We start from the raw sequence: 20,771 nt of genomic DNA, 5'->3' as shown, positions 1-20,771 counted from the left end.
TTTGTGCCTGGCACCATATATTGTGTTTATGTATAATAATCATCAATATATGGTTGTCTAATTGCTAATTTTATACCCTTCCCCGCTTATTGTAAACGAGTTATTTCTGCACTTCTTTCCGAAAAATCACGAAAAGGCTGATGCATCAGGTTCTTTTTCCTGAAATGAAAATATTTTCATTTTACCCTTCCCCTGAATGATGTATTTTTACATATGTTTATCTTTTTCTCAAGCAGCAAAGCGGCTGAAGTTTTTCCAATTTCTATAACGAAGTAAATCCCTCTGGAGGACAGCAGACGGGACCCTCCCCCGTGGGGACGGTCCCACTGCTTCAATATTTGTACGTCCAGGCATCCGCTTCGTATTTCTGTGCGGCGAGCTCTTCCACCTGCCTGTTTTCTTCACTGTCCGGCTCCCATGGAAGGAGGCGGATGTTCAGAGCAGATTCAAACCCTTTTCGGAATGCCTCTTTCATCACTTCTCTTTCAGGGAGAGGAGACATAAGGGAAGCGAGCGGAGTTGCTTTGTTCCGGAACCCCTTCTGCATCCGCTCCCTGACTTTCAGACTTGGAAACTTGAACATATCAAACAGCTGCTCTTCGTTAAAAGTCCGGATGACGGAGCCGTGCTGCAGAATAACACCTTTCTGTCTGGTCTGGGCGCTCCCTGCGATCTTTCTTCCTTCGACAACCATTTCATACCAGGAAGGAGCATCGAAACAGACGGCGGAACGCGGGTTGCGTAAAGCAGCTTTTTCTTCTTCTGTACGCGGTACAGAGAAATCTGCATCCAGTCCCATGTCCCTGAACCCATCAAGCAGTCCCTGGGAAATCACACGATACGCCTCTGTCACTCCCTGCGGCATAGCAGGATGTTCTTCTGAAACGATGACACTATAAGTGATTTCGTCATCGTGCAGGACAGCCCGCCCCCCGGTAGGTCTGCGGACAAAGCCGACTTTCTCCCGCCGGACAGCCTCCTGGTCAATATCACGCTCCACCCGCTGAAAATAACCGAGTGACAGCGTAGCCGGATTCCATTCATAAAAACGTACCACCGGAGGGATAACCCCTTCCCGGTGCCAGTCCATCAGTTTTTCATCCATTGCCATATTATAAGCCGGTGTCCGAGCACCGGAATCAAGATAATACCATGTTTCCATAAACGACTGCCTCCTTTCTTTCTATCATAGCTTAAAGACAGCAGCGAAACAAAAAGCCTGCTGTATGCATTGCACAAATCATTATTAAGGTATATCATTTAAAAAGATACTTGTAAATCGATAAAGGAGTGGCAAAATGAGCTGGTGGATTCTAATTGCAGTTACCGTCCTTCTGGCGGTCTTTTTATTTTTCAGAATGAAAAAACCTTCCTATCTGAGGACGCTTGATCAGGAAGAATTTACGAAAAACTACCGTAAGGCACAGTTGATCGATGTACGGGAGGAACGGGAATTTAAAACCGGGCATATTCTCGGCGCGAGAAATATTCCTCTTTCCCAGCTCCGTATGCGCAATCAGGAAATCCGTCCGGATAAACCGGTCTACCTTTACTGTCAGAACGGATCGCGGTCTGTGCAGGCAGCAAAGCTGATTCACAAAAAGCGCGGTGCCGATGACATTGCTATGCTGAAAGGCGGCTTTAAAAAGTGGAGCGGCAAAATTAAAAAGTAGCCTCAGCTGGTCCTTGTACAGCAAAACCCGCTTCATGCACTGCATGAAGCGGGTTTTGCTGTTATTGAACTCGGTTACGTGGAAACCGTCTCCCGCTTTTCCCAGCGGAGTACAGGTTTTCTGGCTGCTGTGGTTTCATCCATACGGCCGACCACCGTTGTATGCGGCGCATCCTGGACGATTTCAGGATTCGATTCCGCCTCCTGAGCAATCTGGATCATGGCATCGCAGAATTCATCCAGTGTTTCCTTGGACTCTGTCTCTGTCGGCTCAATCATGAGGCACTCTTCAACATTAACCGGGAAATAGATTGTCGGTGGGTGGTATCCGAAATCAAGCAGACGCTTCGCGATATCCAGCGTTCTCACACCGAGCTTCTTCTGTCTTTTCCCGGAGAGGACAAACTCATGCTTGCAGTGCTGCGTATACGGAGTATCAAAATGAGGCTCCAGCCTGCGCAGCATGTAATTGGCATTCAGGACAGCCTGCCGTGAAACCTGTCTGAGTCCCTCCGGCCCCATCGTCCGGATGTACGTGTATGCACGGACGTTAATGCCGAAATTACCGTAAAAAGGCTTTACTCTTCCGATTGTTTCCGGAATGTCGTAATGGAACGTATAGCCATGCTGAGCCTTCCGAATGACAGGCGCCGGCAGATACGGAACAAGATCCTGTTTTACACCGACAGGTCCCGATCCGGGTCCGCCGCCGCCATGAGGTGTCGTGAACGTCTTATGAAGGTTTAAATGAACGACATCAAATCCCATATCCCCCGGACGTGTCATACCGAGAATAGCATTTGAGTTTGCGCCATCATAATACAATTTGCCTCCGGCTTCGTGAATGATATCTGCCATTTCTACAATCTGCCGCTCAAATAGTCCGAGAGTATTCGGATTTGTCAGCATAAGCGCTGCCGTATCCGATCCCGCCAGTTCCCGCAGATGTTCCAGATCGACGAGTCCTTCCTCTGTCGACCGGACCGTTACCGCTTCAAATCCGGCAACGACGGCAGAAGCCGGATTGGTTCCGTGAGCCGAGTCTGGTACGATCACCTTCGTCCTTCCATGATCCCCATTTGCTTCATGATAGGCCCGGATCAGCATCAATCCGGTCCACTCCCCGTGTGCCCCCGCAGCCGGCTGCAGTGTCACCTGGTCCATCCCTGTCACTGCTTCAAGAGACTGCTGGAGGGAGTACATCAGCTCCAGAGCCCCCTGGATCTGTTCTTCCGGCTGATACGGATGAAGGTGAGCAAAACCGGGAAGACGCGCTGCATCCTCATTCACTTTCGGATTGTACTTCATCGTACACGAACCGAGTGGATAAAATCCGGAATCCACGCCATGGTTTCTTCTTGAGAGCGCCGTATAATGGCGGACAAGCTGAAGTTCAGACACCTGCGGCAGTTCCGCAGGCTCTTTCCGCTTAAATTTCCCGGGAAGCAGGTCTTCCACAGCAGGTGCTTCAACATCCATATCCGGCAGACTGTGTCCGGTTCTGCCTTCCCGGCTCAATTCGAAAATTAACGCCTGATCTTTTGTCATTTGACTCCCTCCAATGCTTCGACAAACGCGTCGAGCTCTTCTTTCGTACGGAGTTCCGTAACAGCGGTAAGCATCTGGCTTTCCCGGCCTTTAAAAAACCGTCCCAGGTCCAGTCCGCCGATGATTCCTTTATCAAACAGCTCTTTATTCACCTCTTGTGCCGGTTTTGGCAGATCGATCACAAATTCATTAAAGGATGGACTGCTTCCATAAATAGCGAATCCTGCATCCTGTAGCCGCTGCTTTAAATAATGCGCTTTGCGGATATTCTGCTCTGCCATTTCCTCAAGCCCATATTTACCGATCGCGCTCATAGCTATGGAGGCAGCCAGCGCATTCAGCGCCTGGTTGGAGCAGATGTTGCTCGTCGCTTTTTCTCTCCGGATGTGCTGCTCTCTCGCCTGCAGCGTCAGAACATAGCCGCGGATGCCGTTCTCGTCTTTCGTTTCACCAACGAGTCGGCCCGGCACCTTGCGCATCAGCTTTTTTGTCACCGCAAAATAGCCGCAGTGCGGACCGCCGAGCTGAGTCGGTATACCGAAAGGCTGGGCGTCCCCGGTGACAACGTCCGCTCCGAACGCGCCGGGCGGCTGAAGTACTCCGAGGCTCAGTGGATTACTCGAAACGATAAAATGAGCTTTATCCTGATGAGCTACGGCTTCCACCGCTTCCAGGTCCTCAATCTGACCGAAGAAATTCGGATACTGCACGATGACGCACGAAGTATGTTCAGAGTAAGCCTCCGAGAGTGCATCAATGTCGGTGACACCTTCTTTTTCCGGGATAACGACAACGTCCAGACCCTGCCCGGCAGCATTCGTCTTCAGCACTTCCACTGCTTCCGGGTGTACACAGGCAGAAACGAGAATCTGTTTCTTTTTCGTCTGACCACAGCTCATCATCGCAGCTTCCGTCAATGCCGTCGGACCGTCGTACATGGAACTGTTCGCGATATCCATGCCGGTCAGTTCACAGATCATTGTCTGAAATTCGAAAATACCCTGCAGCTCGCCCTGGGATATTTCCGGCTGGTATGGCGTATAGGCCGTGAAAAATTCCGAGCGGAGCAGCATATGGTTAACGACCGAAGGAATATAATGCTCATATACTCCAGCACCGAGAAAGGAAGGATACTGCTTCACATTGACATTTTTATCTGACAGCTCCTGCATGTGCTTCATCAGTGCAGTTTCTTTCAGTGACGGCGGAACATTCAGAGCACCGGAAAATGCTACTTCCTCCGGAACATCTGAAAAAAGTTCTTCCACACTGGAAACGCCGATCGTCTCAAGCATTTCCTGCTGATCCTGTTCGGTTAATGGCAGATAACGGTGTTCACTCATTTTTTATCCTCCCTGCTCCGCTGATAAAACGGCGTTTTCACCGTTACAGCCCGGAGTGTTTTCTTACGCACCTGTACCTCTACTTCCGTTCCCGGTGAGGTATAGGATGCATCGACCAGACAAAGGCCAATGTTTTTCCCAAGTGTCGGGGACTGTGTACCTGTAGTGACAAAACCAATTTCCTTTCCATCGGCAGACACGGTATAGCCGGTGCGCGGAATACCTTTATCCACCATTTCAATGCCTGTCAGTTTCCTTGATGGACCGTTCTCTTTCTGTTTTCTCAGCACATCTTCACCGAGAAACGGCACTCCTTTATCCGGCTTAACGACAAAGCCGATACCTGCTTCAACCGGCGTTATGTCTTTTGACAGCTCCTGGCCGTAAAGCGCCAGCCGTGCTTCAAACCGGAGTGTATCTCTGGCGCCGAGACCGATTGGGCGGGCTCCTTTTTCTATTAATGCCTGCCAGACAGCCCGGGCATCCGAAGCACGGCAGTAAATCTCAAATCCGTCTTCCCCGGTGTACCCGGTTCGTGACAGCAGTACCGCCCTGCCCTGAATGTCCACCTCATTTTGAAAACGGAAAAAACCAATCTCAGAAAGATCTGCAGACGTCAGCTTCTGGAGCAGTGGCTCTGCAGCAGGTCCCTGTAGTGCCAGAAGAGCTGTATCTTCCGATTCATCCGTAATGATGATATCCATGCCCAAAGCATGTTTTTCGAGCCACTGGATGTCTTTTTCTATGTTTGCTGCATTGACGACAAGAAGAACTTCCGTTTCGGAAAAGCGAAAAAGAACGAGATCGTCGACCGTTCCGCCGTCTTCATAGCACATCGCCGTATACTGGCACTGCCCGAACGACGCTTTTTCCAGATCATTCGTAAGCATTTTCTGCAGAAATGCGGTCGTGTCCGGCCCGGTAACACGTACTTCCCCCATATGGGAAACATCAAATACTCCTGCTTCGCTGCGGACGTGATGATGCTCTTCCTTGATCGACGTAAACTGGACGGGCAGATCCCATCCCCCAAAATCAATCGTTTTCGCCTGATACTTCTCATATTCCGGATACAATGGCGTTTTTTTCCCCATTGGACCACCTCCTGATAAGTAAGTATTTACATGAAACGCAATCGTTAAATGGCAGCTGCAGCTTATGTATGTCTAAATGACAGCGGGGTAGAACCGCATCATCGCTGCTTCCGGGCCGGCTGAAGACTGATCTTTTTCCATACAAAAAAGGACAGAAACATTCAGCTGAAACCTGAATGCCTCTGTCCTTTTGTACCTGAGAGTTTACGCCTGTTATGAACAGGGTTTTCCCCATCGGTGATCCGGCTTTACGGATCTCTCCAGAGAAGCGTCCGGCAGGAGTACTTTTGCCTGAGAGATTCACGTTTCCGCTTGCTCCTTCGGCGACGGTCGAACCGTTCTCTCCCCCTGCTGTCATCCGCAGTATGCTGTTGCAGTAAGTTTATCACTATTCACATTTTTCAGGCAAGCCCGGCCCGCTTTTTTATTTCTTCCACAATCTGGAGAGGTGACTTGTCTTCCGTATCTACACAGATATCTGCCTTCCGGTATGCAGAGCTCCGCCGGTCAAAGCGTTCCTGCAGCGCTTCTCTGCCGCCGGCAGTCAGAGGGCGTGTTTCGTCGCCGGAAATTCGCTCATACAGAACAGCAAACGGTGCGTGAAGATAGACGACGGTCCCATTTTTACGCATTTCTTCCACTGCTTCCGGCGTTTCGACTATACCACCGCCTGTAGCTGTGATGCAGCCGCGACCCTTCAGTTCACGCACCATATTCAGCTCCATTTTTCTAAACCCCTGCTCTCCGTCCTTCTGAAATATTTCCGGTATTGTCTTTTTTTCCACCCGTGTAATTTCTTCATCCAGATCAAGAAATGCTCGCCCGCATTTTTCTGCAAGAAGCCGTCCGACGGTCGTTTTCCCCACACCCATAAAACCAGTTAAATAAATCGGCTGAACCATACTGTTACATCCTTTCTTCCCAGTTCGTTATCTCCCCGCTTTCTCTATTATAATGAAACGTTACCTTTCTTGTATACGACGGTTTTTGAACAGTAAGTGTAACGGACCAACCCGCCTCTGATATTCTGTCCGCATCAATTACAAGGGATCCATTCTCCGGACTCCTCGTAACGGTAAAAGAAGTGTCTGCTTCCTCCGCCTGCAGAACAGCATATTTCATTCCGGCGTGCAGAAGAGCACCGGCTTCATCTGAAGAGGCACGAATTGTCTCGAGCCCGCGCTTCTGCTCCAGTTCCTGAACGAAAAAAAGCAGAGAAGCACTTGTCAGAAACAAAACAATACAGGCATAAAGAAAAACGGTGCCCCGTTCATTCCGCAGCCTGGACACGGTAGCTTCCCGGATGCGGATAATAGGCTTCGTAGACATTGTTACCGAATAAAACCTCCACGTGCATCCCCTCTTCCTCTTTTTGAAATTGAACGCTCGTCATATACTGCAGGACTACTTCGTGACCAGTACTGTTTACCCGGCGGATGTAGGAACGGGTTCCGTAAGGTTCGTAAGCTATTGTCCTTCCCTGATGGTTAAGAAGAAGCCTTCTTCCGCCGCTGATACTGAACGCTGCGCTTTCCTGAAACTCTTTTTCAAGCTGCATAAAAAAAATAGAAACTTCCTGTTCATGCCGCCGCTTTTCCCCCATTTCCTGTGTATGCCAGTAAAATAAAAAGGATGATACCGTCAGCAGCAGCAGGAAAATGACAGCCGCACCGATCATCGTGGAAAGTAACATATACCCTCGTTCATTGGATATGTTCTGCAAGACAGACATCCTTTCCCTCCCTTTCTGTACCAGGAAGAGAGGTACAGACATATAAAACTCCCTCATCTGATTTCTCGTAAACACCGCCGGCTGGAAGCTTATCCAGATAGATGTAGTCAGCCAGCTGTACACGTGCCTCCCGGGTTTCATCGATAATACGATTTTCCATAAATAGAACCGGAACCACCTGTGAAACAGAAGCCGCCGACACCGTGAGAAGCAGCAGCGACACGAGCGCTTCCAATAAAAAATACCCTTCCTCATTTTTCCGCATAGAAGCGTCCTCTTCCGATAAGAAATACGAGGCGGTACCGGACATCTGATGCCGTAAGGTGTACGGTTCCAAACTGTCTGACCGTCCCGGAAGGTGTAAAATACACTTCCATTCCGAATAAGGATCCCGGGGCGAAGGAGCGCCCCGGATCGGCCTGCTTATCCAAAAGTGTCTCCGTGCCGCTTGTCACCGTATACCTTCCGCTGCGGTAGAAACGGACCCGTACCAGCTTTTTTTCCGACAGTGCCGTAAGCTGTGCCCCGTATAAATCCTGCATGACGGATTCTTTCTGCTGTTCTGCTTCCACTATTTGCATATTTTTATGAAGAAGCATATTCCCCGCTGCTGCAAATACGCCTATAACAACGAGAGCGAGCATCACATCAAGAAGCGCATATCCTCTGCTGTTACGGAGCATCCACAGAAACATCCAGGCCGGAGATTACAATTCCGGAACCATCCGGACACTCCGTCCGGTCGACGTATCCTTCTGTTTCCAATTCTTCAATGCTCGCTGGATAATCGCCATTATCACTGTAGTAGGCAAGAACCTGGGACTCCGTTAATTCGAGCACGGCCTCACAGGATTTCTCCCCGGCTACTGACTGGTTTTTCGCCAGATTCGGGATAAACACGAGAAGCAGCATGGAAATAATAACAAGAACCACCATCACTTCTATTAACGTAAACCCTTTTTCATTTGATATTCTACTCATCCAACATCCTCCTCGTTTTAGATCGTATCAACAATGGAAAAAACCGGCATCATCATGGACATAAACAACAAAATGACCACACCGCCTATGACACAAAATACAATCGGCTGAATCAGTGCAACAAAGCGGTTGGTCTTTTCAGAGAGCTGCCGGAACATGTATCCGGCAAATGTTTGAAGCTCCTGAGCCTGAGAGCCTTTTAACCCGCCGATACTCCATACATCAGCAAGCTGAGGCACATAGCATTCCCTGGAGCGCAGAATATCCTCAAACGGTTCTCCATCAGATAAGTACGCCAGATACTGGGCGGCCTCCAACTGAAAAAACGGAAGTACGGCCTCCTCTTCAATAATGCGGAGTGATTCCTGAAGGCTTCTCCCCTGCTTCATCATTGGAGCAAGCTGCGCACAGAAATAATAGGTTAATATCCGCTGCATATATCCTTTTAATCCTGGTACCTTCAGCGCAGCTCCGACCCTTTCCATGGCTGTTTTCCTTCTCATGATCAAAAACAAGGCCCCGCCGGCTGCGGCGGCTGCAAAAAACGCCGGGCCGAGCAGCCAGTCAGCTGCAAACAGCAGCACTTTTGTCATCCAAGGAAGTTCATAGTCCACGGCGTCAAAAAAGCCGCGGAACTGAGGAAGAATCCCTTGAAGCAGAGCAGCAGCCAGAACAAGAACACTGATGCAGAGAAACATCGGGTAATACATAACCTGCCTGAGCTGCTTCTGGGTCCGGCTTCTGGACTGCAGAAGCTCTCCCGCCTGTTCCAGTCCTTCAATGAGGGAACCGTGGGATTCCATCATTTTAATTAAATGTACGGTCTCTGCGGGAAAACCAGCTTTTGCAAGAGGTTCGCTGAACGTACTCCCACCGGCCATGTCTTCTTCCAGTTCGTGCAGCCAGTCGACCGTCCTTCCGGATAAAAATGTGTCCAGCAGCATGACAGCTTCTTTGATGGAATAGCCTTCCCGGAGAATGGAAGCCGTATTCAATAAAAACGACGCTCTAGCTTCATGCGAGGAGAATATTTTCCGGCTTACTGCCATGCGCCTTTACCTGTCAATTCCCAGACACTTCCCGGTATGTAGCCGAGCGCAATTCCGCGGCGCACCTGTCCGGAAATGGAACCGGGCCATTCCTGTATGACTGGTTCTGAGAAAACTTGTTCCAGTCTTTCGTCCATCAAAATTTCACAGACTGCTTTTCTGCGGCTCTCCGTATGTCCGGTGCAGTATCTGCCGCATCGGCCGCCGCATCGCATACACTGCACTTCAATCAGACGCTGGGCACAGGACCCCCGCAGCACTTCACGCAGATCATCTTTATCAATACCGAGATCCATCATTCTGCGGACTGCACCGGCTGCAGTTGCTGAATGGAGGGAGGAAAGCACAAGGTGACCGCTCATTGCTGCACGGACCGCAATCGCTGCTGTTTCTTCATCGCGGATTTCTCCGATCATAATTAAGTCGGGATCGTGGCGGAGAAGGCTCCGCAGACCTGCAGCATAGGTCACTCCTGCTTTCTCATTAATTTCCATCTGAAGCAGACCGTCTTCACGGCACTCTACGGGATCTTCAAGAGTCATAATATTTTCTTCCCTGTGCCGGGCACGTTCATGAAGCATGGAATAAATCGTTGTGGTTTTGCCTGCGCCGGTCGGACCGCATAAAAGGACCAGGCCGTGCGGGCTGTGAATGAGTTTCTGTAAGGGGGCAGCCTGTCCCGGAAAGAGGAAGAGCTCACGGAGAGCACGGGAAGGCGAATAAGGAAATAATCGAAGAACAACGGTTTCCAGATAGGCACCTGGAAACGTAGATACACGGACGTAGATGGTTGTCCCGCCGGATGTAATCTCGAGCCGCTTGTTCTGCGGCCTCCGGCGTTCGCTGATATCCATTCCTGAAATAAATTTCAGATGGGAAATCAGCCTGCTGCCTTTCTGCTCGGTCAGTCTCTCTGCTCTGTGAAGCACGCCGTCAATTCGACAGCGGACGAGAACCCCCGATGCATCCGGAAGCAGATGAATATCCGAAGCTTTCATCCGGACGGCATCTATAATCATCTTCTGCAGCTTTTGGGAAATATCCATATACCACGCTCCTGCTTACATATTTGCTTACAGGAACATATATTCGACGTTTGTGTGTTATTCTCCTGCTATTAGTTGAAAATTTTTCTATTATTTACACACCTGTCCTTTTTCCAATACGCATTACTACACTTAGAAAGGTATTGAATATGTTCCTGCTGAAGCCACCACGAAAGAAAAGGCCTTCGATAATCCTTATGGGATCATCGAAGGCCTTTTTTTGCTTTCAGCGTTATTCCGATTCTGTTTTTGATGCCGACTGTTCTTTTTTCAACTCTTCTACATCTTCGCGGAGGCGCTGTTTCGTCTCCTCAATTTCCTGAACAACCTGCTGGGCAAGCTTGCGACCTTCTGTTTTTTCGGTTTCCATAATTTCTTTTACGTCGGAAGCCAGTTCATCACTCATGTCGCCGGCTTTATTGCGGAGACCTGCAGCTTTTTCGGAGATGCGGCCGAACTGATCTTTGGCTGCACTGGAAATGTTCCCGGACTTTTCTTTTACTGTGTGGGAATACTCCGTTCCTTTCTCCTTCGCTGTGTTTGTCCACTCTTTCGTGCGATCTGTGGCTGTATTCGTCCATTCCTTCGTGCGGTCAGCCGCTGTGCCTGCTCGCTCGTTCAATGTACCACGGATTTCTTCACCGGTTTTCGGTGTCATTAAAACAGCTGCGGCTGCACCTGCTGCTGCTCCTACCAGAGCACCGATAAGAAAATCTTTTGTGTTCATACTGCTCATGAAAATGCCTCCTTCAAAAATTACGGATATGTATTACTTCTACATGAATTTGATTATACCTCTTTTTTTGAAAAACCAAACATATTTATTTTGCCACGGTTTCTCCTGCTTTCCGAGAGATAGAACTCCTCCCTGCAGAAACCCGCAGTCTTTTTGTTTAATTTCCCAGCATAATAGTTTACAAACAGACAGAATTCGATTTATAATAAGGTGAACTTACTTTCGCTATTATTTTTTTATTCAGCTACATAATGAAGGAGGGGACACCATGGAGCGCATGTACCGCGTTCTCGGATTCTGGACCGGCATTTTTGCTGTGCTGTTCCTCGTCGGGGATATGATTGAAGCGTCCATTATCTTTTTTGTGCAGACCGGCCTGTTCATTGCTCTCAGCTATTTGAACTTGTCCGAACGTGCCTATGTTTATATCTTTGGTGCGTATCTCACGGTCTTTTTTGTCGGATTTACTTATTACACGACATTTATTATGGTGCCGAGTTTCGGCCATTAAAAAAAGCTTCAGCCGCCGGGCTGAAGCTTTTTTTGTTGCATTGCGCAGTTACCAGCCGAATCCGTTGATAAACGGATTGGTTTCCATCTCCATTTCTATGGTCGTTTCCGGCCCGTGGCCTGGAGCAATGGTCGTCTCCGGTGGCAGATCCAGCATTTTCTCATGAATGCTGTGAAGCAGCACCTTCTCACTTCCTCCATATAAATCCGTTCTGCCGACGCCGCCGCGGAACAAGACATCTCCACTGAATGCTGTGTCCAGTTTCGGCAGATAAAATGTCACACTTCCCGGGGAATGGCCGGGGGTTTCCAGTACTTCAAATGTAAACGGACCGACTTCCAGCTTCTGTTCTCTTTTTATAAGCTGATCTGCCGGCGAAAATGCCACAGGGCTGATTCCCGGAAAGACACCGGAACCGTTCTTTTCGGGATCTCCGAGCCACTCTGCTTCCAGCTCATGAAGGTAAACAGGGCATTTTATCTCCCCGCGCAGGGCTTCCAGGCCGCCGATATGGTCAAAATGCGCATGTGTCAGCAGTATCGCCTGCAGCTGCAGTGACTCCTGCTTCAGAATATCGAGAATAATCTCCGGATTTCCGCCGGGGTCAATCATAACGGCATCCTGTCCGTCTACAAGAAGGTATCCGTTTGTTTCAAGAGGTCCTAAAGGGATTTGTCTATATTCCACGCTTATTCACGCTCCTTGGTTGTTCAGCATTAAGTCCTTTTTCTGCTGAGAGGTTATTTCAACTCCCCCATGAAAAATGTCCGTTTTACTCGACAAGCTTTCAAAAACAAAGTAGAATAGGGAGTAGTATCGTTCAGAAACTCTGAACCTGCTACATAGCCATTATTTTTATCATTATTTTATTCTCTCGGAAAGAAGGAGGTCTGATCCTGTGGTTCTCGGACTTATTACATTCGCTGTTACGATTCTCTCCCTGATCGGCATGGTCAAGGAAGTCAAACGAAAGAACTTTTTTGGAGCCGGCTTTGCCTTCGTCACTGTGCTTGTTTTCGGCTGGTTCAGTGTACGGACGCTGTTCGCTGTCATCTTTACCGGCGGCGGCGGTGTAGTCGCCTGAAGAATGAATCCGCATCAGTTTCTGATGCGGATTTTCTGCTGTTCAGATTCCTTTTTACTGTTCACCCAGAGGCATCTCCACCATCCAGTACTGGCCGGGAAGCCGATCCGACAATACCTGTTCGACCGAGCTGCTTTCCATCAGCTCCATGTCAATATTTGCCCACGTATGGTAATACCGGACTGACTCGACGCCGCTGCCCTCAAAAAAGGCTGTTCCTGAAGCACCGGTCGTCCGTCCCTCTTCTTCAAACGTCTGGAACCAGACCGCTGTCCCGTCTTCAGTCTCAACGACGCCGTCCTCCGAAGCAATCACTTCACCAGCCTGCGTCAGCTCAGCGCTGACATCCACTTCGTCACTCGTGACAAACTCAACAATATCCGGTCCGGCTACACCATCTTCCGGAAAAGCACCCCACTGCCAGGAAACTGAACTGTCCGCCACGTCTATCTGCATGTTATCCTGCAGCTGCGCATTGGTCATTCCATCCCCGCCGCCGAGCGTAAAATACCCGGCGGCAAACAGTCCCGCCATGACGGCCAGCGGCAGCAGGACGACAAGCCAGTTTCCCCTCACAGCTCTGCCGTCCCTTCTCCGCGGTAAGCTTTCGCAGCAAGCCACGCAGCGCCAATGACCCCCGCGTCATTTCCAAGTTCAGCAAGACGGATCGTTGTTTCTGCAGCAATTTTAGGAATTGCATACGTTTTAAAGGAGGCTGTTATTTTCTCGACAAGGTAATCACCGGCCTTGGAAACGCCGCCTCCGATAACGATCGTTTCCGGGTTCAGGGAATTACACAAGTTGGCAAGTGCAAATCCAAGGTGATCAGCAGCTTCATTTACGGCTTCTTCTGCTGCATGATCTCCATTTTTTGCAGCATCAATAATTTCCTTTGCAGACAGTGACCCCTTTGCTTTCAGCGCACCACCGATACTGCTTGATGGATTCGCAGCCGCTTTTTCTCTACCGATCCGGGCAATTCCAGTAGCAGAAGCAACGGTTTCAAGACAGCCGTTTTTTCCGCAGTTACACCGGGCACCGCCTTCACGTACTGCAGTAATGTGACCGATCTCTCCCGCCATTCCGCTCTGTCCGTGTATGATGCTGCCTCCTGCGATAATGCCTCCGCCGACGCCGGTTCCGAGCGTTACCGCAAGCAGGTTATCAGCTCCACCCCCGGCTCCTTTCCATTTTTCGCCGCCTGCTGCGAGGTTTGCGTCATTATCGACGACAACGGGAAGACCCAGCAGCGATTCCATTTCTTCACGCAGGGGGTATGATTTCCAGCCGACATTTACTGCTTCATAAATAAATCCCCGTTCGACATCGATAAATCCCGGTGCACCAACACCGACAGCACCAATATCAACATTGTACTCCCGCTGCTTCTCTTTTATTGAGGCTGCAGCTTCCGAAATGATGTGAGCTCCTTTATCCGATTGATTCGTCGGAATTTCCCATTTAGCTGCGATTTCTCCATCGTGCGTAACAAAAGCCATTTTCAACGATGTGCCGCCTACATCCACTGCTGCTAATACTGATTTCATCTGCAAAACTCCTCCACTCACCGTTATGTTGATTTCTTTTTTATCTCTGCACGCCGGACCATGACTGCCCGGAATGCCTGCTGATAAAATTCAGCATCGATCATTCCTATTTCTTTCTGCTCTTTCAGTTCATCGAGAATCAAGTCGCAGTCTGCTTCCGCATTCCCTGTGTAGATCACTGCCTGACTGTCCCGGAGATGATGTAGAACATCCAGATAATTCATCATGCAAACGCCTCCGATCTACCCGGCTTTCATTATACCAGACATCGATTCTGCCGCCAGCCGTGAAGGAGAAATTCCCCATCGATTATTGCCGAACCTTAGCAGCTGTGGTATGATTAGACTATGCTCAGTAATTCACAATTAAAAGGAGAGTTCACCATGGGAAATGACAAACTGGATCAGATGCTGCAGCAGGGGATTTACGGAACGCCGGAACTCCGCCCTCAGGAAAAGCAGTTGTTTCTCGGCACATTTGCCGAACGGATCCGCCTCGCGCTTACGAATGGCCAGGTATACAAAAAGGGAATGTATCCTGAAGCAGAACGGCTTATGGAACGCTCTTCCAGCGTCCACTTAATCATTAACGGCACACTGCCTTATCATGCTTACAATAATTACGTGAAAAAAGCAGGCGAAACAAACACGCCTTTTACAATTCACAACGATTTTCATGAAACCCCTATTGGTATTGTTTTGGCAGAAGAAACAGCCGTTCATCAGGACCCTGATATTTTTGTACGTGACGACCATTATGAAGAAGAGCTGGGCGGAGAAAATTAATTATCCGTCCAGCTCTTCGTTTATTCGCTCTTCAAGCTCCAGGTATGGCTCTTCCCTGCTCTCATTAAGCGCCTTTTGTACATATTCCGCCGCTTCTTCTGTGTTTCCCTGTTCAAACGTGATCAGTGCGAGATTAAACCATGCTTCATGAAAGTTATCTTCAATCTCCACCGCCTGCTGAAGAAGCGACGCTGCTTCAGCATCTCTTCCTGCCTGGATTTCCGTATAGGAAAGCAGAAAATAGGCGTTTGCTGTAATTTCTCCTGCTTCGTCCCCCTGCTGATCGGAGAGCGTTATCGAACGTTCCAGGTACTCCGCTGCTTCTTCCTCTCTCTCATCTGCCAGAGCTTCCCGTCCCATTTCATAGTAGACTGCCTGCAGTGCCTCTCCTTCAGGTGTCTGTGAATAACCTGCAGTAAGGAGAATGACTGCTCCGGCTGCTGAAGCGGCAAAAGCCAGCAGCTGCCGTGAACGCTTTGCTGCTCCGGGAAGTCCTGCAGTGGCAGCGGCTAAAAAGCCGCCTGCAAGGCCGCCCATATGCGCCCCATTATCCACCATCGGCACAAGAAAGCCGAAAGCCAGATTAATGAGAAGAATCACAATGATATTTAATCCAAAGGTTCGGAAAAATACCCGGCGGTGCACCACACCGAAAAAGAGAAGCGCACCAAAAAGGCCGAATATCGCACCACTTGCACCGGCCGATACGTTATCGTTAAACGTAAAGCTCGCAATGGAGCCGAAAAATGCCGCTGCAGTGTAAATATAGAGAAAGCGGCCCGTTCCGTACATCCTTTCGACAGCTGTTCCCAGATAAAACAGGGCAAGGCCGTTCATGAATAAATGAAAGCCGCCGATATGAAGAAATGCAGCACTGAAAAAGCGCCACCATTCTCCCTGCAGGATCAACGGATCGAACTTGGCGCCAAGGGCAATCAGCGTGGATGTCGACGTCGTCGAACCGATCGATTCCGCATACATGTAAACGAGGATAATGGCAGCGAGCAGAACGAAAGTCAACCGGGGCTTTCCCTGCTGGAAAAGCTGCTGATCCGATTCCAGTTCCTCTTTATGCATCCGACGGATCATAAATGTCAATGTTCTGCTGAACTGCTCTCTGTCCTCTTCTGATTCCAGCTGCGTACGGGCAATGTACGGCGGCATTTCTTTGAGTCCAAGTTCGGAAGCGAGAGGAAATAATGTATCCTGAAGCGCATCCATCGGCACACCAATATGCCGCAGGCTTCCTCTGCTTCCGCCTGTAAATGGAAGCGCCCTGTCCGTTTCATATTCATCGACAGGAGCGAAAGGCATGAATACGATATTAATCACTTCTGCCCGGCGCATGTTAACCTGCCGACGCATCCGGGAAGCAGCTTCCTCCGCGCGGCCCAGATCAGTCTGCAGCTGCCTGTTCCAGTCATAGCTTCGGAGCTGCAGCCGGAGAAGACGTTTCTGTTTCGGACGCTCGTCTTCCAGCCAGACGATTCCTCCCTCTTCCTTCCAGTGGATCAGCCGGAAGTGCTCGCGTTTGACGAAGTGGTACACAATTTCGAGAAAGCGGACTTCCGCAAGAGACTGCTCCATTCCGGCCTCACCACCCTTCTGCTTCTATTCTACCTCAAACACCGGCTCCATTGCTTTTTTAAGCACTTGAGCGGAATGAGTCAGCTGCTTTTTCTCTTCCTCATTTAAATCAATTTCAACGACCGACTGAATCCCGCTTTTTCCAACGATTGCAGGAATACCGATGTACAGATCATCCAGACCATATTCCCCCTGCATCAGCGTCGAAACAGTAAGAATCGAGTGTTCATTACGCAGAATGGTTTTTGTAAGCCGTGTCAGGCCCATGGCGATCGCATAATGAGTAGCGCCTTTCTTTTCGATGATATGGTACGCGGCATCCCGGACATTAATAAACATATCATCGAGGTCCTTCTGCGTACCTTCCGGCTTGTACTTTTCCATAAACCGGTGGATATGCTCTGAACCGATCCGTGCCTGGCTCCAGACGGGAAGTTCTGTATCGCCGTGCTCTCCAATAATATATCCATGTACATTCCGCACGTCCAGCTGGAAATAATCACTCAGCATAAAGCGGAACCGTGCTGTATCAAGAATCGTTCCAGAGCCGATGACTCTCTCTGCCGGCAGACCTGAATACTTCCACACAGCGTAGGATAAAACGTCTACCGGATTCGTCGCAATTAAAAAGATGCCATCGAAGGAAGCAGCCATCACTTCATCCACGATGCCTTTAAAAATTGCTGCGTTTTTACTGATAAGATCAAGTCGGGTTTCGCCGGGCTTCTGGTTGGCGCCTGCTGTGATTACCACAATGTCCGCATCTCTGCAGTCATCGTAGGTGCCGGCCCAGATCTTTGTCGGTGAGCCGAATGGAATACCGTGGTTTAAATCCATCACATCGCCTTCGGTTTTTTCTTTGTTTAAATCGATCAGAACAAGTTCATCTGTAATATTCTGATTAATCATTGAATAAGCATAGCTCGATCCAACAAATCCTGTTCCAATTACTACGACACGGACGGGTTTAGAATGAAAAGCCAATAGAAGCACCCCTTTTAGTTTGTGAATATTTTCACATTAATTATAACGTACTCCAGCTCTTGTTACCAGAGGGAACTTAGTAAAACCACTGCTGCCGCTGCTATTCCGGTAATACTTGAAGAAACAGCGTTTACGGTCGTATTGGACCACCCGCGCCACCCTTTGACGCGTATTGATTTTGTATCCGGGGGTGGTTCTTCCGTCAATGTTCCGTCCTCAAGCTTAAACAACTGCTGAAAGCGCTCACCTAACACAGCATCCAGAACCTGGCCTGTAAATCCGGCACCTGCCGTGAAAAGAGCCCATTCAAACGAAGAGACCACACCGGTCATCCAGGCGGAGGCGGCGATGAAAACAGCTCCGGCTGCACCGAACGCAGTCCCGATTTTCGTCACACCCCCAGATCTTCCGGGAGGCGCAGGACTGCGGCTGATGATGAATGCCGGTCTGCCTCCCACTGCCCTGCCGGCTGTGGAAGCCCATGTGTCAGATGCTGCAAACGCCAGAGAAGCAGCAGCGCCGGTATATAGAACCTGCGACCATTCTGGCAGAAGGAGAGCCAGACCGAAAAAGCATGCGGCGGCTCCACCGTTTGCAGCCACCTGAGCGCCGGATCTTGTTTCACCGCTTTTTTCTTTCTTTTCCCTGCTGAAGAGCATCTCTAAAAGAACAGAGGATAGAAAAAAAGCGCCGAGCAGAAAAAATCCGGAAGCTCCTCCCCCGCTCCATATCAGTCCTCCGGTCACCCACGCACAAAGTGCACCCGAAATGGTAAGTGTACGCAGTTTCCAGGCCGCTGCAGCAGCAAGACCAATTACCAGCCACGCTGTCATGGACAGAGCACTTCCGCTACTTTTTCGTCATGAACTTCCCGCGGTACTGCCTTCACCTGCTGGCAGCTCAGTGCCAGTGATACAGAGTGCGCGGAAGTCTGTTTCAATACACGGTCAAAATAGCCTCCGCCATAACCGATACGATACCCGTCGGGAGAATAGGCGAGTCCCGGAACAACCAGCAGCTCTAAGTCATCCAGCGATACCGGCGGCTGCGTATCAGGATCTGGTTCGATCAGACCGAAAGCTGCTTTCCTGCAGTCATCAAAAGACGTTATCTCATAAAAACGGAGAAGCGGATTACCTTTCTCCACCACCGGTGCCGCTGTCCGTTTTCCTTCCTTCCACGCCCATTCAAAAAGCGGCCGGGTCTCTACTTCCCAGCCAACGGAAATCGTCATGCCGATTACCGCTGCATTTTTCCATTCGTTTGATTGAATCAACTGCTTATGGAGTTTTTCTTCTTCTATCCGTTTTTTCTCTTCAGGAAACCCTTTTAAGGTTTCTTTTGCCATTTCACGGAAAACTTCTTTATCCATCTGTCCCCCACCTTTCCCTCTAAATCGTACCGCTCCTCTATTTCTCCCGTCAAACAGGTTTTTCCACCATGGAAAAAAGGTATGGTAGGATAGAGAATGGGAGGAGGTTACTTAATGAAAAAATATATGATTTTATCCGCCGCTGTCCTGTTTCTGGCCGGGTGCGGAAATGCGAAAGGCGATACCGTTGATATTGACGCGCTGACCTCAAAAGAAGTTCCAATGGCTTCCCAGGCGCAGATTGATGAAGCCCAGCAGATGATGGAAGAGCAGCAGGAACAGCAGGAAGAAGAGTCCGAAGGAGATTCTGAAGAAGATACCGAAGAATCAGAGGAAAACAGCGGAGAAGAATCTGAAGAAAATTCCGAAGAAAATGCAGAAACCGAAGGAGAAAACGAGTCTTCAGAAGATGATGAGAATAGTGAAGACGGTGTTGAAAATGACAGCAGTGATTCCGGTGAAGAAGCGGACACAGAAGAAAATAATTCCTAATTACTACCATAGCGCTAATCGAGTAGGAGGAGGGTTCTCCCCTCCGTCCTCTCACACCACCGTACGTACGGATCCGTACACGGCGGTTCAATAAGTTTCGTGGAATCGTTCATGCATTTTGGTGTAGAACGCGTTCATGTGGAGGAGCCCTGCCTTGTGCAGGGCTTCGTTCGTGATGGAGCGGTGGAGGATGTGCGATTTGGCTATACGCCAATAACCCTTTCGGGTATTGGCCCATTCCCAGGCTTTGTCCGTCGGAATACCGCGCTTCCTCAGCTTCTGGTAGCGGGTTTTAACTTTCTTCCACCGTTTCCAGATCAATTGCCGGAATCGGCGGCGAACCCACTGGGCCAGGTCCTGGATGTAGTTTTTCATCCTGGAGATCCCGTAGTAGGCGATCCATCCCCGGAGCACTTGGTTGACCTCCCGCAGGATGTCCATGAGTTTCCCTGGCCGCTTCCGCGACAGACGTTTCTGCAGCGTTTGTTTCAGCCGCTGCTTCGCCCGGCGGTGCGGACGGATCCCGGTTCTCCCTTTCGGAAGAGCCTGCAGACAGAAACCGAGAAATTTCCGTTTGGTCGGTGTGCCGACGGCACTCTTTTCCCGGTTCACCGTCAGACGCAGCTCCTTTTCCAGGAACGTCGTCACGCTCTCCAGGACACGCTCGCCTGCTTTCCGGCTCTGCACGTAGATATTGCAGTCGTCGGCATAGCGGACGAAGCGGTGTCCCCGCCGCTCGAGCTCTTTATCCAACTCGTGGAGATAGATATTACTGAGGAGGGGAGATAGATTGCCGCCCTGCGGCGTGCCGATGCCGTTCGGCATGACGCTGTCACCGAGAAGAATGCCCGTCCGAAGAAATCGACGGATCAGCTGAAGGATCGAGCGGTCCGGAATAAACTGTTCGACCAAATGCATCAGTTTGTCGTGATGCACCGTGTCAAAGTATTGTTTCAGGTCGATGTCCACCACGTAGCGGTACCCCGCTTCGTGATAGGAAGCTGCCTGCTGGATCGCATCGTGTGCGCTCTTTCCCGGACGGAATCCATAGCTGTGTTCGGAGAAGTGCGGGTCAATGTGCGGCGTCAACACCTGTACCAGCGCCTGCTGGACCACACGGTCCCGGTTCGTTGGAATGCCGAGCTTCCGTTTACCTCCGCCTTCTTTGGGGATGAACACCTGGCGGATCGGATCCGGCTGATACGTAT

At 49.9% G+C, this 20,771-nt stretch carries 27 protein-coding genes and 2 riboswitches; of the genes, 5 read left to right on the top strand and 22 right to left on the bottom strand.

What is annotated here, in order from left to right:
• Positions 1-331 precede the first annotated feature (331 nt).
• Entirely contained in the window at positions 332-1,162 is an 831-nt protein-coding gene (locus C6I21_RS01850; protein WP_105957733.1) for a lipoate--protein ligase family protein, read from the bottom strand.
• A 136-nt stretch (positions 1,163-1,298) separates the two neighbouring features.
• On the opposite strand from C6I21_RS01850, the gene C6I21_RS01845 reads away from it, so the two are divergent.
• Positions 1,299-1,673, top strand: coding sequence for a rhodanese-like domain-containing protein (locus C6I21_RS01845; RefSeq protein ID WP_105957732.1), 375 nt, complete (start codon positions 1,299-1,301; stop codon positions 1,671-1,673).
• A gap of 74 nt (positions 1,674-1,747) precedes the next feature.
• Here C6I21_RS01845 and gcvPB read toward each other — a convergent pair whose 3' ends face one another.
• The 12 genes from gcvPB to C6I21_RS01790 all read right to left on the bottom strand — a co-directional run bounded on the left by gcvPB (position 1,748) and on the right by C6I21_RS01790 (position 11,201).
• Positions 1,748-3,220 carry an aminomethyl-transferring glycine dehydrogenase subunit GcvPB gene (gene gcvPB, locus C6I21_RS01840; protein WP_105957731.1) on the bottom strand — a complete coding sequence of 491 codons (1,473 nt, stop codon included), beginning with the start codon at positions 3,218-3,220 and terminating at the stop codon, positions 1,748-1,750.
• Complete coding sequence (gene gcvPA / locus C6I21_RS01835) at positions 3,217-4,563, bottom strand: aminomethyl-transferring glycine dehydrogenase subunit GcvPA (RefSeq protein WP_105957730.1); 1,347 nt, start codon at positions 4,561-4,563, stop codon at positions 3,217-3,219. The genes gcvPB and gcvPA overlap by 4 nt, the downstream gene beginning before the upstream one ends.
• Complete coding sequence (gcvT, locus tag C6I21_RS01830; RefSeq protein ID WP_105957729.1) at positions 4,560-5,657, bottom strand: glycine cleavage system aminomethyltransferase GcvT; 1,098 nt, start codon at positions 5,655-5,657, stop codon at positions 4,560-4,562. The genes gcvPA and gcvT overlap by 4 nt, the downstream gene beginning before the upstream one ends.
• Before the next feature lie 180 nt (positions 5,658-5,837).
• A riboswitch (glycine riboswitch) is annotated at positions 5,838-5,923 on the bottom strand.
• A 3-nt stretch (positions 5,924-5,926) separates the two neighbouring features.
• A riboswitch (glycine riboswitch) is annotated at positions 5,927-6,015 on the bottom strand.
• A gap of 43 nt (positions 6,016-6,058) precedes the next feature.
• Positions 6,059-6,559, bottom strand: a complete 501-nt coding sequence (locus C6I21_RS01825; protein ID WP_105957728.1) for a shikimate kinase — start codon at positions 6,557-6,559, stop codon at positions 6,059-6,061.
• Positions 6,560-6,563: 4 nt separating this feature from the next.
• A complete protein-coding gene (locus C6I21_RS01820; RefSeq protein ID WP_181186039.1) occupies positions 6,564-6,986 on the bottom strand; it encodes a competence type IV pilus minor pilin ComGG in 423 nt (140 codons plus the stop codon).
• The gene (locus C6I21_RS16290; RefSeq protein ID WP_181186038.1) at positions 6,928-7,350 is read right to left on the bottom strand and encodes a ComGF family competence protein; all 423 of its coding nucleotides are present in this window, start codon (positions 7,348-7,350) and stop codon (positions 6,928-6,930) included. Before C6I21_RS16290 ends, C6I21_RS01820 begins: the two co-directional genes overlap by 59 nt.
• A gap of 10 nt (positions 7,351-7,360) precedes the next feature.
• Positions 7,361-7,654 carry a hypothetical protein gene (locus C6I21_RS16285; RefSeq protein ID WP_181186037.1) on the bottom strand — a complete coding sequence of 98 codons (294 nt, stop codon included), beginning with the start codon at positions 7,652-7,654 and terminating at the stop codon, positions 7,361-7,363.
• Positions 7,641-8,084 carry a type II secretion system protein gene (locus C6I21_RS01810; RefSeq protein WP_181186036.1) on the bottom strand — a complete coding sequence of 148 codons (444 nt, stop codon included), beginning with the start codon at positions 8,082-8,084 and terminating at the stop codon, positions 7,641-7,643. The genes C6I21_RS16285 and C6I21_RS01810 overlap by 14 nt, the downstream gene beginning before the upstream one ends.
• Positions 8,062-8,370 (bottom strand): competence type IV pilus major pilin ComGC, encoded by a 309-nt coding sequence (gene comGC, locus C6I21_RS01805; protein WP_105957724.1) that lies wholly within the window; start codon positions 8,368-8,370, stop codon positions 8,062-8,064. The genes C6I21_RS01810 and comGC overlap by 23 nt, the downstream gene beginning before the upstream one ends.
• Before the next feature lie 17 nt (positions 8,371-8,387).
• On the bottom strand, positions 8,388-9,419 hold the full coding sequence (locus tag C6I21_RS01800) for a type II secretion system F family protein (RefSeq protein ID WP_105957723.1): 1,032 nt from the start codon (positions 9,417-9,419) through the stop codon (positions 8,388-8,390).
• Entirely contained in the window at positions 9,410-10,465 is a 1,056-nt protein-coding gene (gene comGA, locus C6I21_RS01795; protein WP_105957722.1) for a competence type IV pilus ATPase ComGA, read from the bottom strand. The genes C6I21_RS01800 and comGA overlap by 10 nt, the downstream gene beginning before the upstream one ends.
• A 232-nt stretch (positions 10,466-10,697) precedes the next feature.
• Positions 10,698-11,201: a YtxH domain-containing protein gene (locus C6I21_RS01790; protein ID WP_105957721.1), complete on the bottom strand. Its 504-nt coding sequence runs from the start codon at positions 11,199-11,201 to the stop codon at positions 10,698-10,700.
• Between the two features lie 268 nt (positions 11,202-11,469).
• Here C6I21_RS01790 and C6I21_RS01785 point away from each other — a divergent pair, with 268 nt between their 5' ends.
• The gene (locus tag C6I21_RS01785) at positions 11,470-11,712 is read left to right on the top strand and encodes a DUF2626 domain-containing protein (RefSeq protein ID WP_105957720.1); all 243 of its coding nucleotides are present in this window, start codon (positions 11,470-11,472) and stop codon (positions 11,710-11,712) included.
• Positions 11,713-11,760: 48 nt separating this feature from the next.
• On the opposite strand, the gene C6I21_RS01780 is transcribed toward C6I21_RS01785, so the two are convergent.
• Positions 11,761-12,399: an MBL fold metallo-hydrolase gene (locus tag C6I21_RS01780; protein WP_105957719.1), complete on the bottom strand. Its 639-nt coding sequence runs from the start codon at positions 12,397-12,399 to the stop codon at positions 11,761-11,763.
• A 211-nt stretch (positions 12,400-12,610) separates the two neighbouring features.
• Between C6I21_RS01780 and C6I21_RS01775 the strand changes: the two genes are divergently transcribed.
• The gene (locus C6I21_RS01775) at positions 12,611-12,796 is read left to right on the top strand and encodes a DUF2759 domain-containing protein (RefSeq protein WP_105957718.1); all 186 of its coding nucleotides are present in this window, start codon (positions 12,611-12,613) and stop codon (positions 12,794-12,796) included.
• 54 nt (positions 12,797-12,850) lie between these two features.
• Here C6I21_RS01775 and C6I21_RS01770 read toward each other — a convergent pair whose 3' ends face one another.
• The 3 genes from C6I21_RS01770 to C6I21_RS01760 are packed head-to-tail and all read right to left on the bottom strand — an operon-like array spanning position 12,851 to position 14,570.
• The gene (locus C6I21_RS01770; protein ID WP_105957717.1) at positions 12,851-13,372 is read right to left on the bottom strand and encodes a hypothetical protein; all 522 of its coding nucleotides are present in this window, start codon (positions 13,370-13,372) and stop codon (positions 12,851-12,853) included.
• On the bottom strand, positions 13,369-14,343 hold the full coding sequence (locus C6I21_RS01765; RefSeq protein ID WP_105957716.1) for an ROK family glucokinase: 975 nt from the start codon (positions 14,341-14,343) through the stop codon (positions 13,369-13,371). The genes C6I21_RS01770 and C6I21_RS01765 overlap by 4 nt, the downstream gene beginning before the upstream one ends.
• A gap of 23 nt (positions 14,344-14,366) precedes the next feature.
• Positions 14,367-14,570 carry a YqgQ family protein gene (locus tag C6I21_RS01760; protein ID WP_105957715.1) on the bottom strand — a complete coding sequence of 68 codons (204 nt, stop codon included), beginning with the start codon at positions 14,568-14,570 and terminating at the stop codon, positions 14,367-14,369.
• A 156-nt stretch (positions 14,571-14,726) separates the two neighbouring features.
• Here C6I21_RS01760 and C6I21_RS01755 point away from each other — a divergent pair, with 156 nt between their 5' ends.
• Entirely contained in the window at positions 14,727-15,128 is a 402-nt protein-coding gene (locus tag C6I21_RS01755) for a YueI family protein (RefSeq protein WP_181186035.1), read from the top strand.
• On the opposite strand, the gene C6I21_RS01750 is transcribed toward C6I21_RS01755, so the two are convergent.
• The 4 genes from C6I21_RS01750 to C6I21_RS01735 form a co-directional block, all read right to left on the bottom strand.
• Positions 15,129-16,715: a rhomboid family intramembrane serine protease gene (locus C6I21_RS01750; protein WP_105957713.1), complete on the bottom strand. Its 1,587-nt coding sequence runs from the start codon at positions 16,713-16,715 to the stop codon at positions 15,129-15,131. It lies immediately after the preceding gene.
• Between the two features lie 24 nt (positions 16,716-16,739).
• On the bottom strand, positions 16,740-17,624 hold the full coding sequence (locus C6I21_RS01745) for an L-lactate dehydrogenase (RefSeq protein ID WP_245411508.1): 885 nt from the start codon (positions 17,622-17,624) through the stop codon (positions 16,740-16,742).
• A 137-nt stretch (positions 17,625-17,761) separates the two neighbouring features.
• The gene (locus C6I21_RS01740) at positions 17,762-18,532 is read right to left on the bottom strand and encodes a DUF92 domain-containing protein (protein ID WP_105957711.1); all 771 of its coding nucleotides are present in this window, start codon (positions 18,530-18,532) and stop codon (positions 17,762-17,764) included.
• Positions 18,529-19,071 carry a 5-formyltetrahydrofolate cyclo-ligase gene (locus tag C6I21_RS01735; RefSeq protein WP_105957710.1) on the bottom strand — a complete coding sequence of 181 codons (543 nt, stop codon included), beginning with the start codon at positions 19,069-19,071 and terminating at the stop codon, positions 18,529-18,531. The genes C6I21_RS01740 and C6I21_RS01735 overlap by 4 nt, the downstream gene beginning before the upstream one ends.
• A 114-nt stretch (positions 19,072-19,185) precedes the next feature.
• On the opposite strand from C6I21_RS01735, the gene C6I21_RS01730 reads away from it, so the two are divergent.
• Positions 19,186-19,563 (top strand): putative periplasmic lipoprotein, encoded by a 378-nt coding sequence (locus C6I21_RS01730; RefSeq protein WP_105957709.1) that lies wholly within the window; start codon positions 19,186-19,188, stop codon positions 19,561-19,563.
• A gap of 87 nt (positions 19,564-19,650) precedes the next feature.
• On the opposite strand, the gene ltrA is transcribed toward C6I21_RS01730, so the two are convergent.
• Positions 19,651-20,771, bottom strand: a 1,121-nt coding sequence (ltrA, locus tag C6I21_RS01725) for a group II intron reverse transcriptase/maturase (RefSeq protein ID WP_105957708.1), incomplete at its 5' end; no start/stop codon positions are given.

The organism is Alkalicoccus urumqiensis, from assembly GCF_002993335.1.
GTDB classification, from domain to species: domain Bacteria; phylum Bacillota; class Bacilli; order Bacillales; family Salisediminibacteriaceae; genus Alkalicoccus; species Alkalicoccus urumqiensis.
The sequence above is the reverse complement of the archived record's forward strand: the minus strand, read 5'-3'. Positions and strand labels throughout refer to the sequence as shown.

Coding starts and splice junctions, on each gene's coding strand:
- C6I21_RS01850 (WP_105957733.1), bottom strand. CDS start 1,162: ATGGAAACATGGTATTATCTTGATTCCGGTGCTCGGACACCGGCTTAT.
- C6I21_RS01845 (WP_105957732.1), top strand. CDS start 1,299: ATGAGCTGGTGGATTCTAATTGCAGTTACCGTCCTTCTGGCGGTCTTT.
- gcvPB (WP_105957731.1), bottom strand. CDS start 3,220: ATGACAAAAGATCAGGCGTTAATTTTCGAATTGAGCCGGGAAGGCAGA.
- gcvPA (WP_105957730.1), bottom strand. CDS start 4,563: ATGAGTGAACACCGTTATCTGCCATTAACCGAACAGGATCAGCAGGAA.
- gcvT (WP_105957729.1), bottom strand. CDS start 5,657: ATGGGGAAAAAAACGCCATTGTATCCGGAATATGAGAAGTATCAGGCG.
- C6I21_RS01825 (WP_105957728.1), bottom strand. CDS start 6,559: ATGGTTCAGCCGATTTATTTAACTGGTTTTATGGGTGTGGGGAAAACG.
- C6I21_RS01820 (WP_181186039.1), bottom strand. CDS start 6,986: ATGTCTACGAAGCCTATTATCCGCATCCGGGAAGCTACCGTGTCCAGG.
- C6I21_RS16290 (WP_181186038.1), bottom strand. CDS start 7,350: ATGTTACTTTCCACGATGATCGGTGCGGCTGTCATTTTCCTGCTGCTG.
- C6I21_RS16285 (WP_181186037.1), bottom strand. CDS start 7,654: ATGCGGAAAAATGAGGAAGGGTATTTTTTATTGGAAGCGCTCGTGTCG.
- C6I21_RS01810 (WP_181186036.1), bottom strand. CDS start 8,084: ATGTTTCTGTGGATGCTCCGTAACAGCAGAGGATATGCGCTTCTTGAT.
- comGC (WP_105957724.1), bottom strand. CDS start 8,370: ATGAGTAGAATATCAAATGAAAAAGGGTTTACGTTAATAGAAGTGATG.
- C6I21_RS01800 (WP_105957723.1), bottom strand. CDS start 9,419: ATGGCAGTAAGCCGGAAAATATTCTCCTCGCATGAAGCTAGAGCGTCG.
- comGA (WP_105957722.1), bottom strand. CDS start 10,465: ATGGATATTTCCCAAAAGCTGCAGAAGATGATTATAGATGCCGTCCGG.
- C6I21_RS01790 (WP_105957721.1), bottom strand. CDS start 11,201: ATGAGCAGTATGAACACAAAAGATTTTCTTATCGGTGCTCTGGTAGGA.
- C6I21_RS01785 (WP_105957720.1), top strand. CDS start 11,470: ATGGAGCGCATGTACCGCGTTCTCGGATTCTGGACCGGCATTTTTGCT.
- C6I21_RS01765 (WP_105957716.1), bottom strand. CDS start 14,343: ATGAAATCAGTATTAGCAGCAGTGGATGTAGGCGGCACATCGTTGAAA.
- C6I21_RS01760 (WP_105957715.1), bottom strand. CDS start 14,570: ATGATGAATTATCTGGATGTTCTACATCATCTCCGGGACAGTCAGGCA.
- C6I21_RS01755 (WP_181186035.1), top strand. CDS start 14,727: ATGGGAAATGACAAACTGGATCAGATGCTGCAGCAGGGGATTTACGGA.
- C6I21_RS01750 (WP_105957713.1), bottom strand. CDS start 16,715: ATGGAGCAGTCTCTTGCGGAAGTCCGCTTTCTCGAAATTGTGTACCAC.
- C6I21_RS01745 (WP_245411508.1), bottom strand. CDS start 17,624: ATGATTAATCAGAATATTACAGATGAACTTGTTCTGATCGATTTAAAC.
- C6I21_RS01740 (WP_105957711.1), bottom strand. CDS start 18,532: ATGACAGCGTGGCTGGTAATTGGTCTTGCTGCTGCAGCGGCCTGGAAA.
- C6I21_RS01735 (WP_105957710.1), bottom strand. CDS start 19,071: ATGGATAAAGAAGTTTTCCGTGAAATGGCAAAAGAAACCTTAAAAGGG.
- C6I21_RS01730 (WP_105957709.1), top strand. CDS start 19,186: ATGAAAAAATATATGATTTTATCCGCCGCTGTCCTGTTTCTGGCCGGG.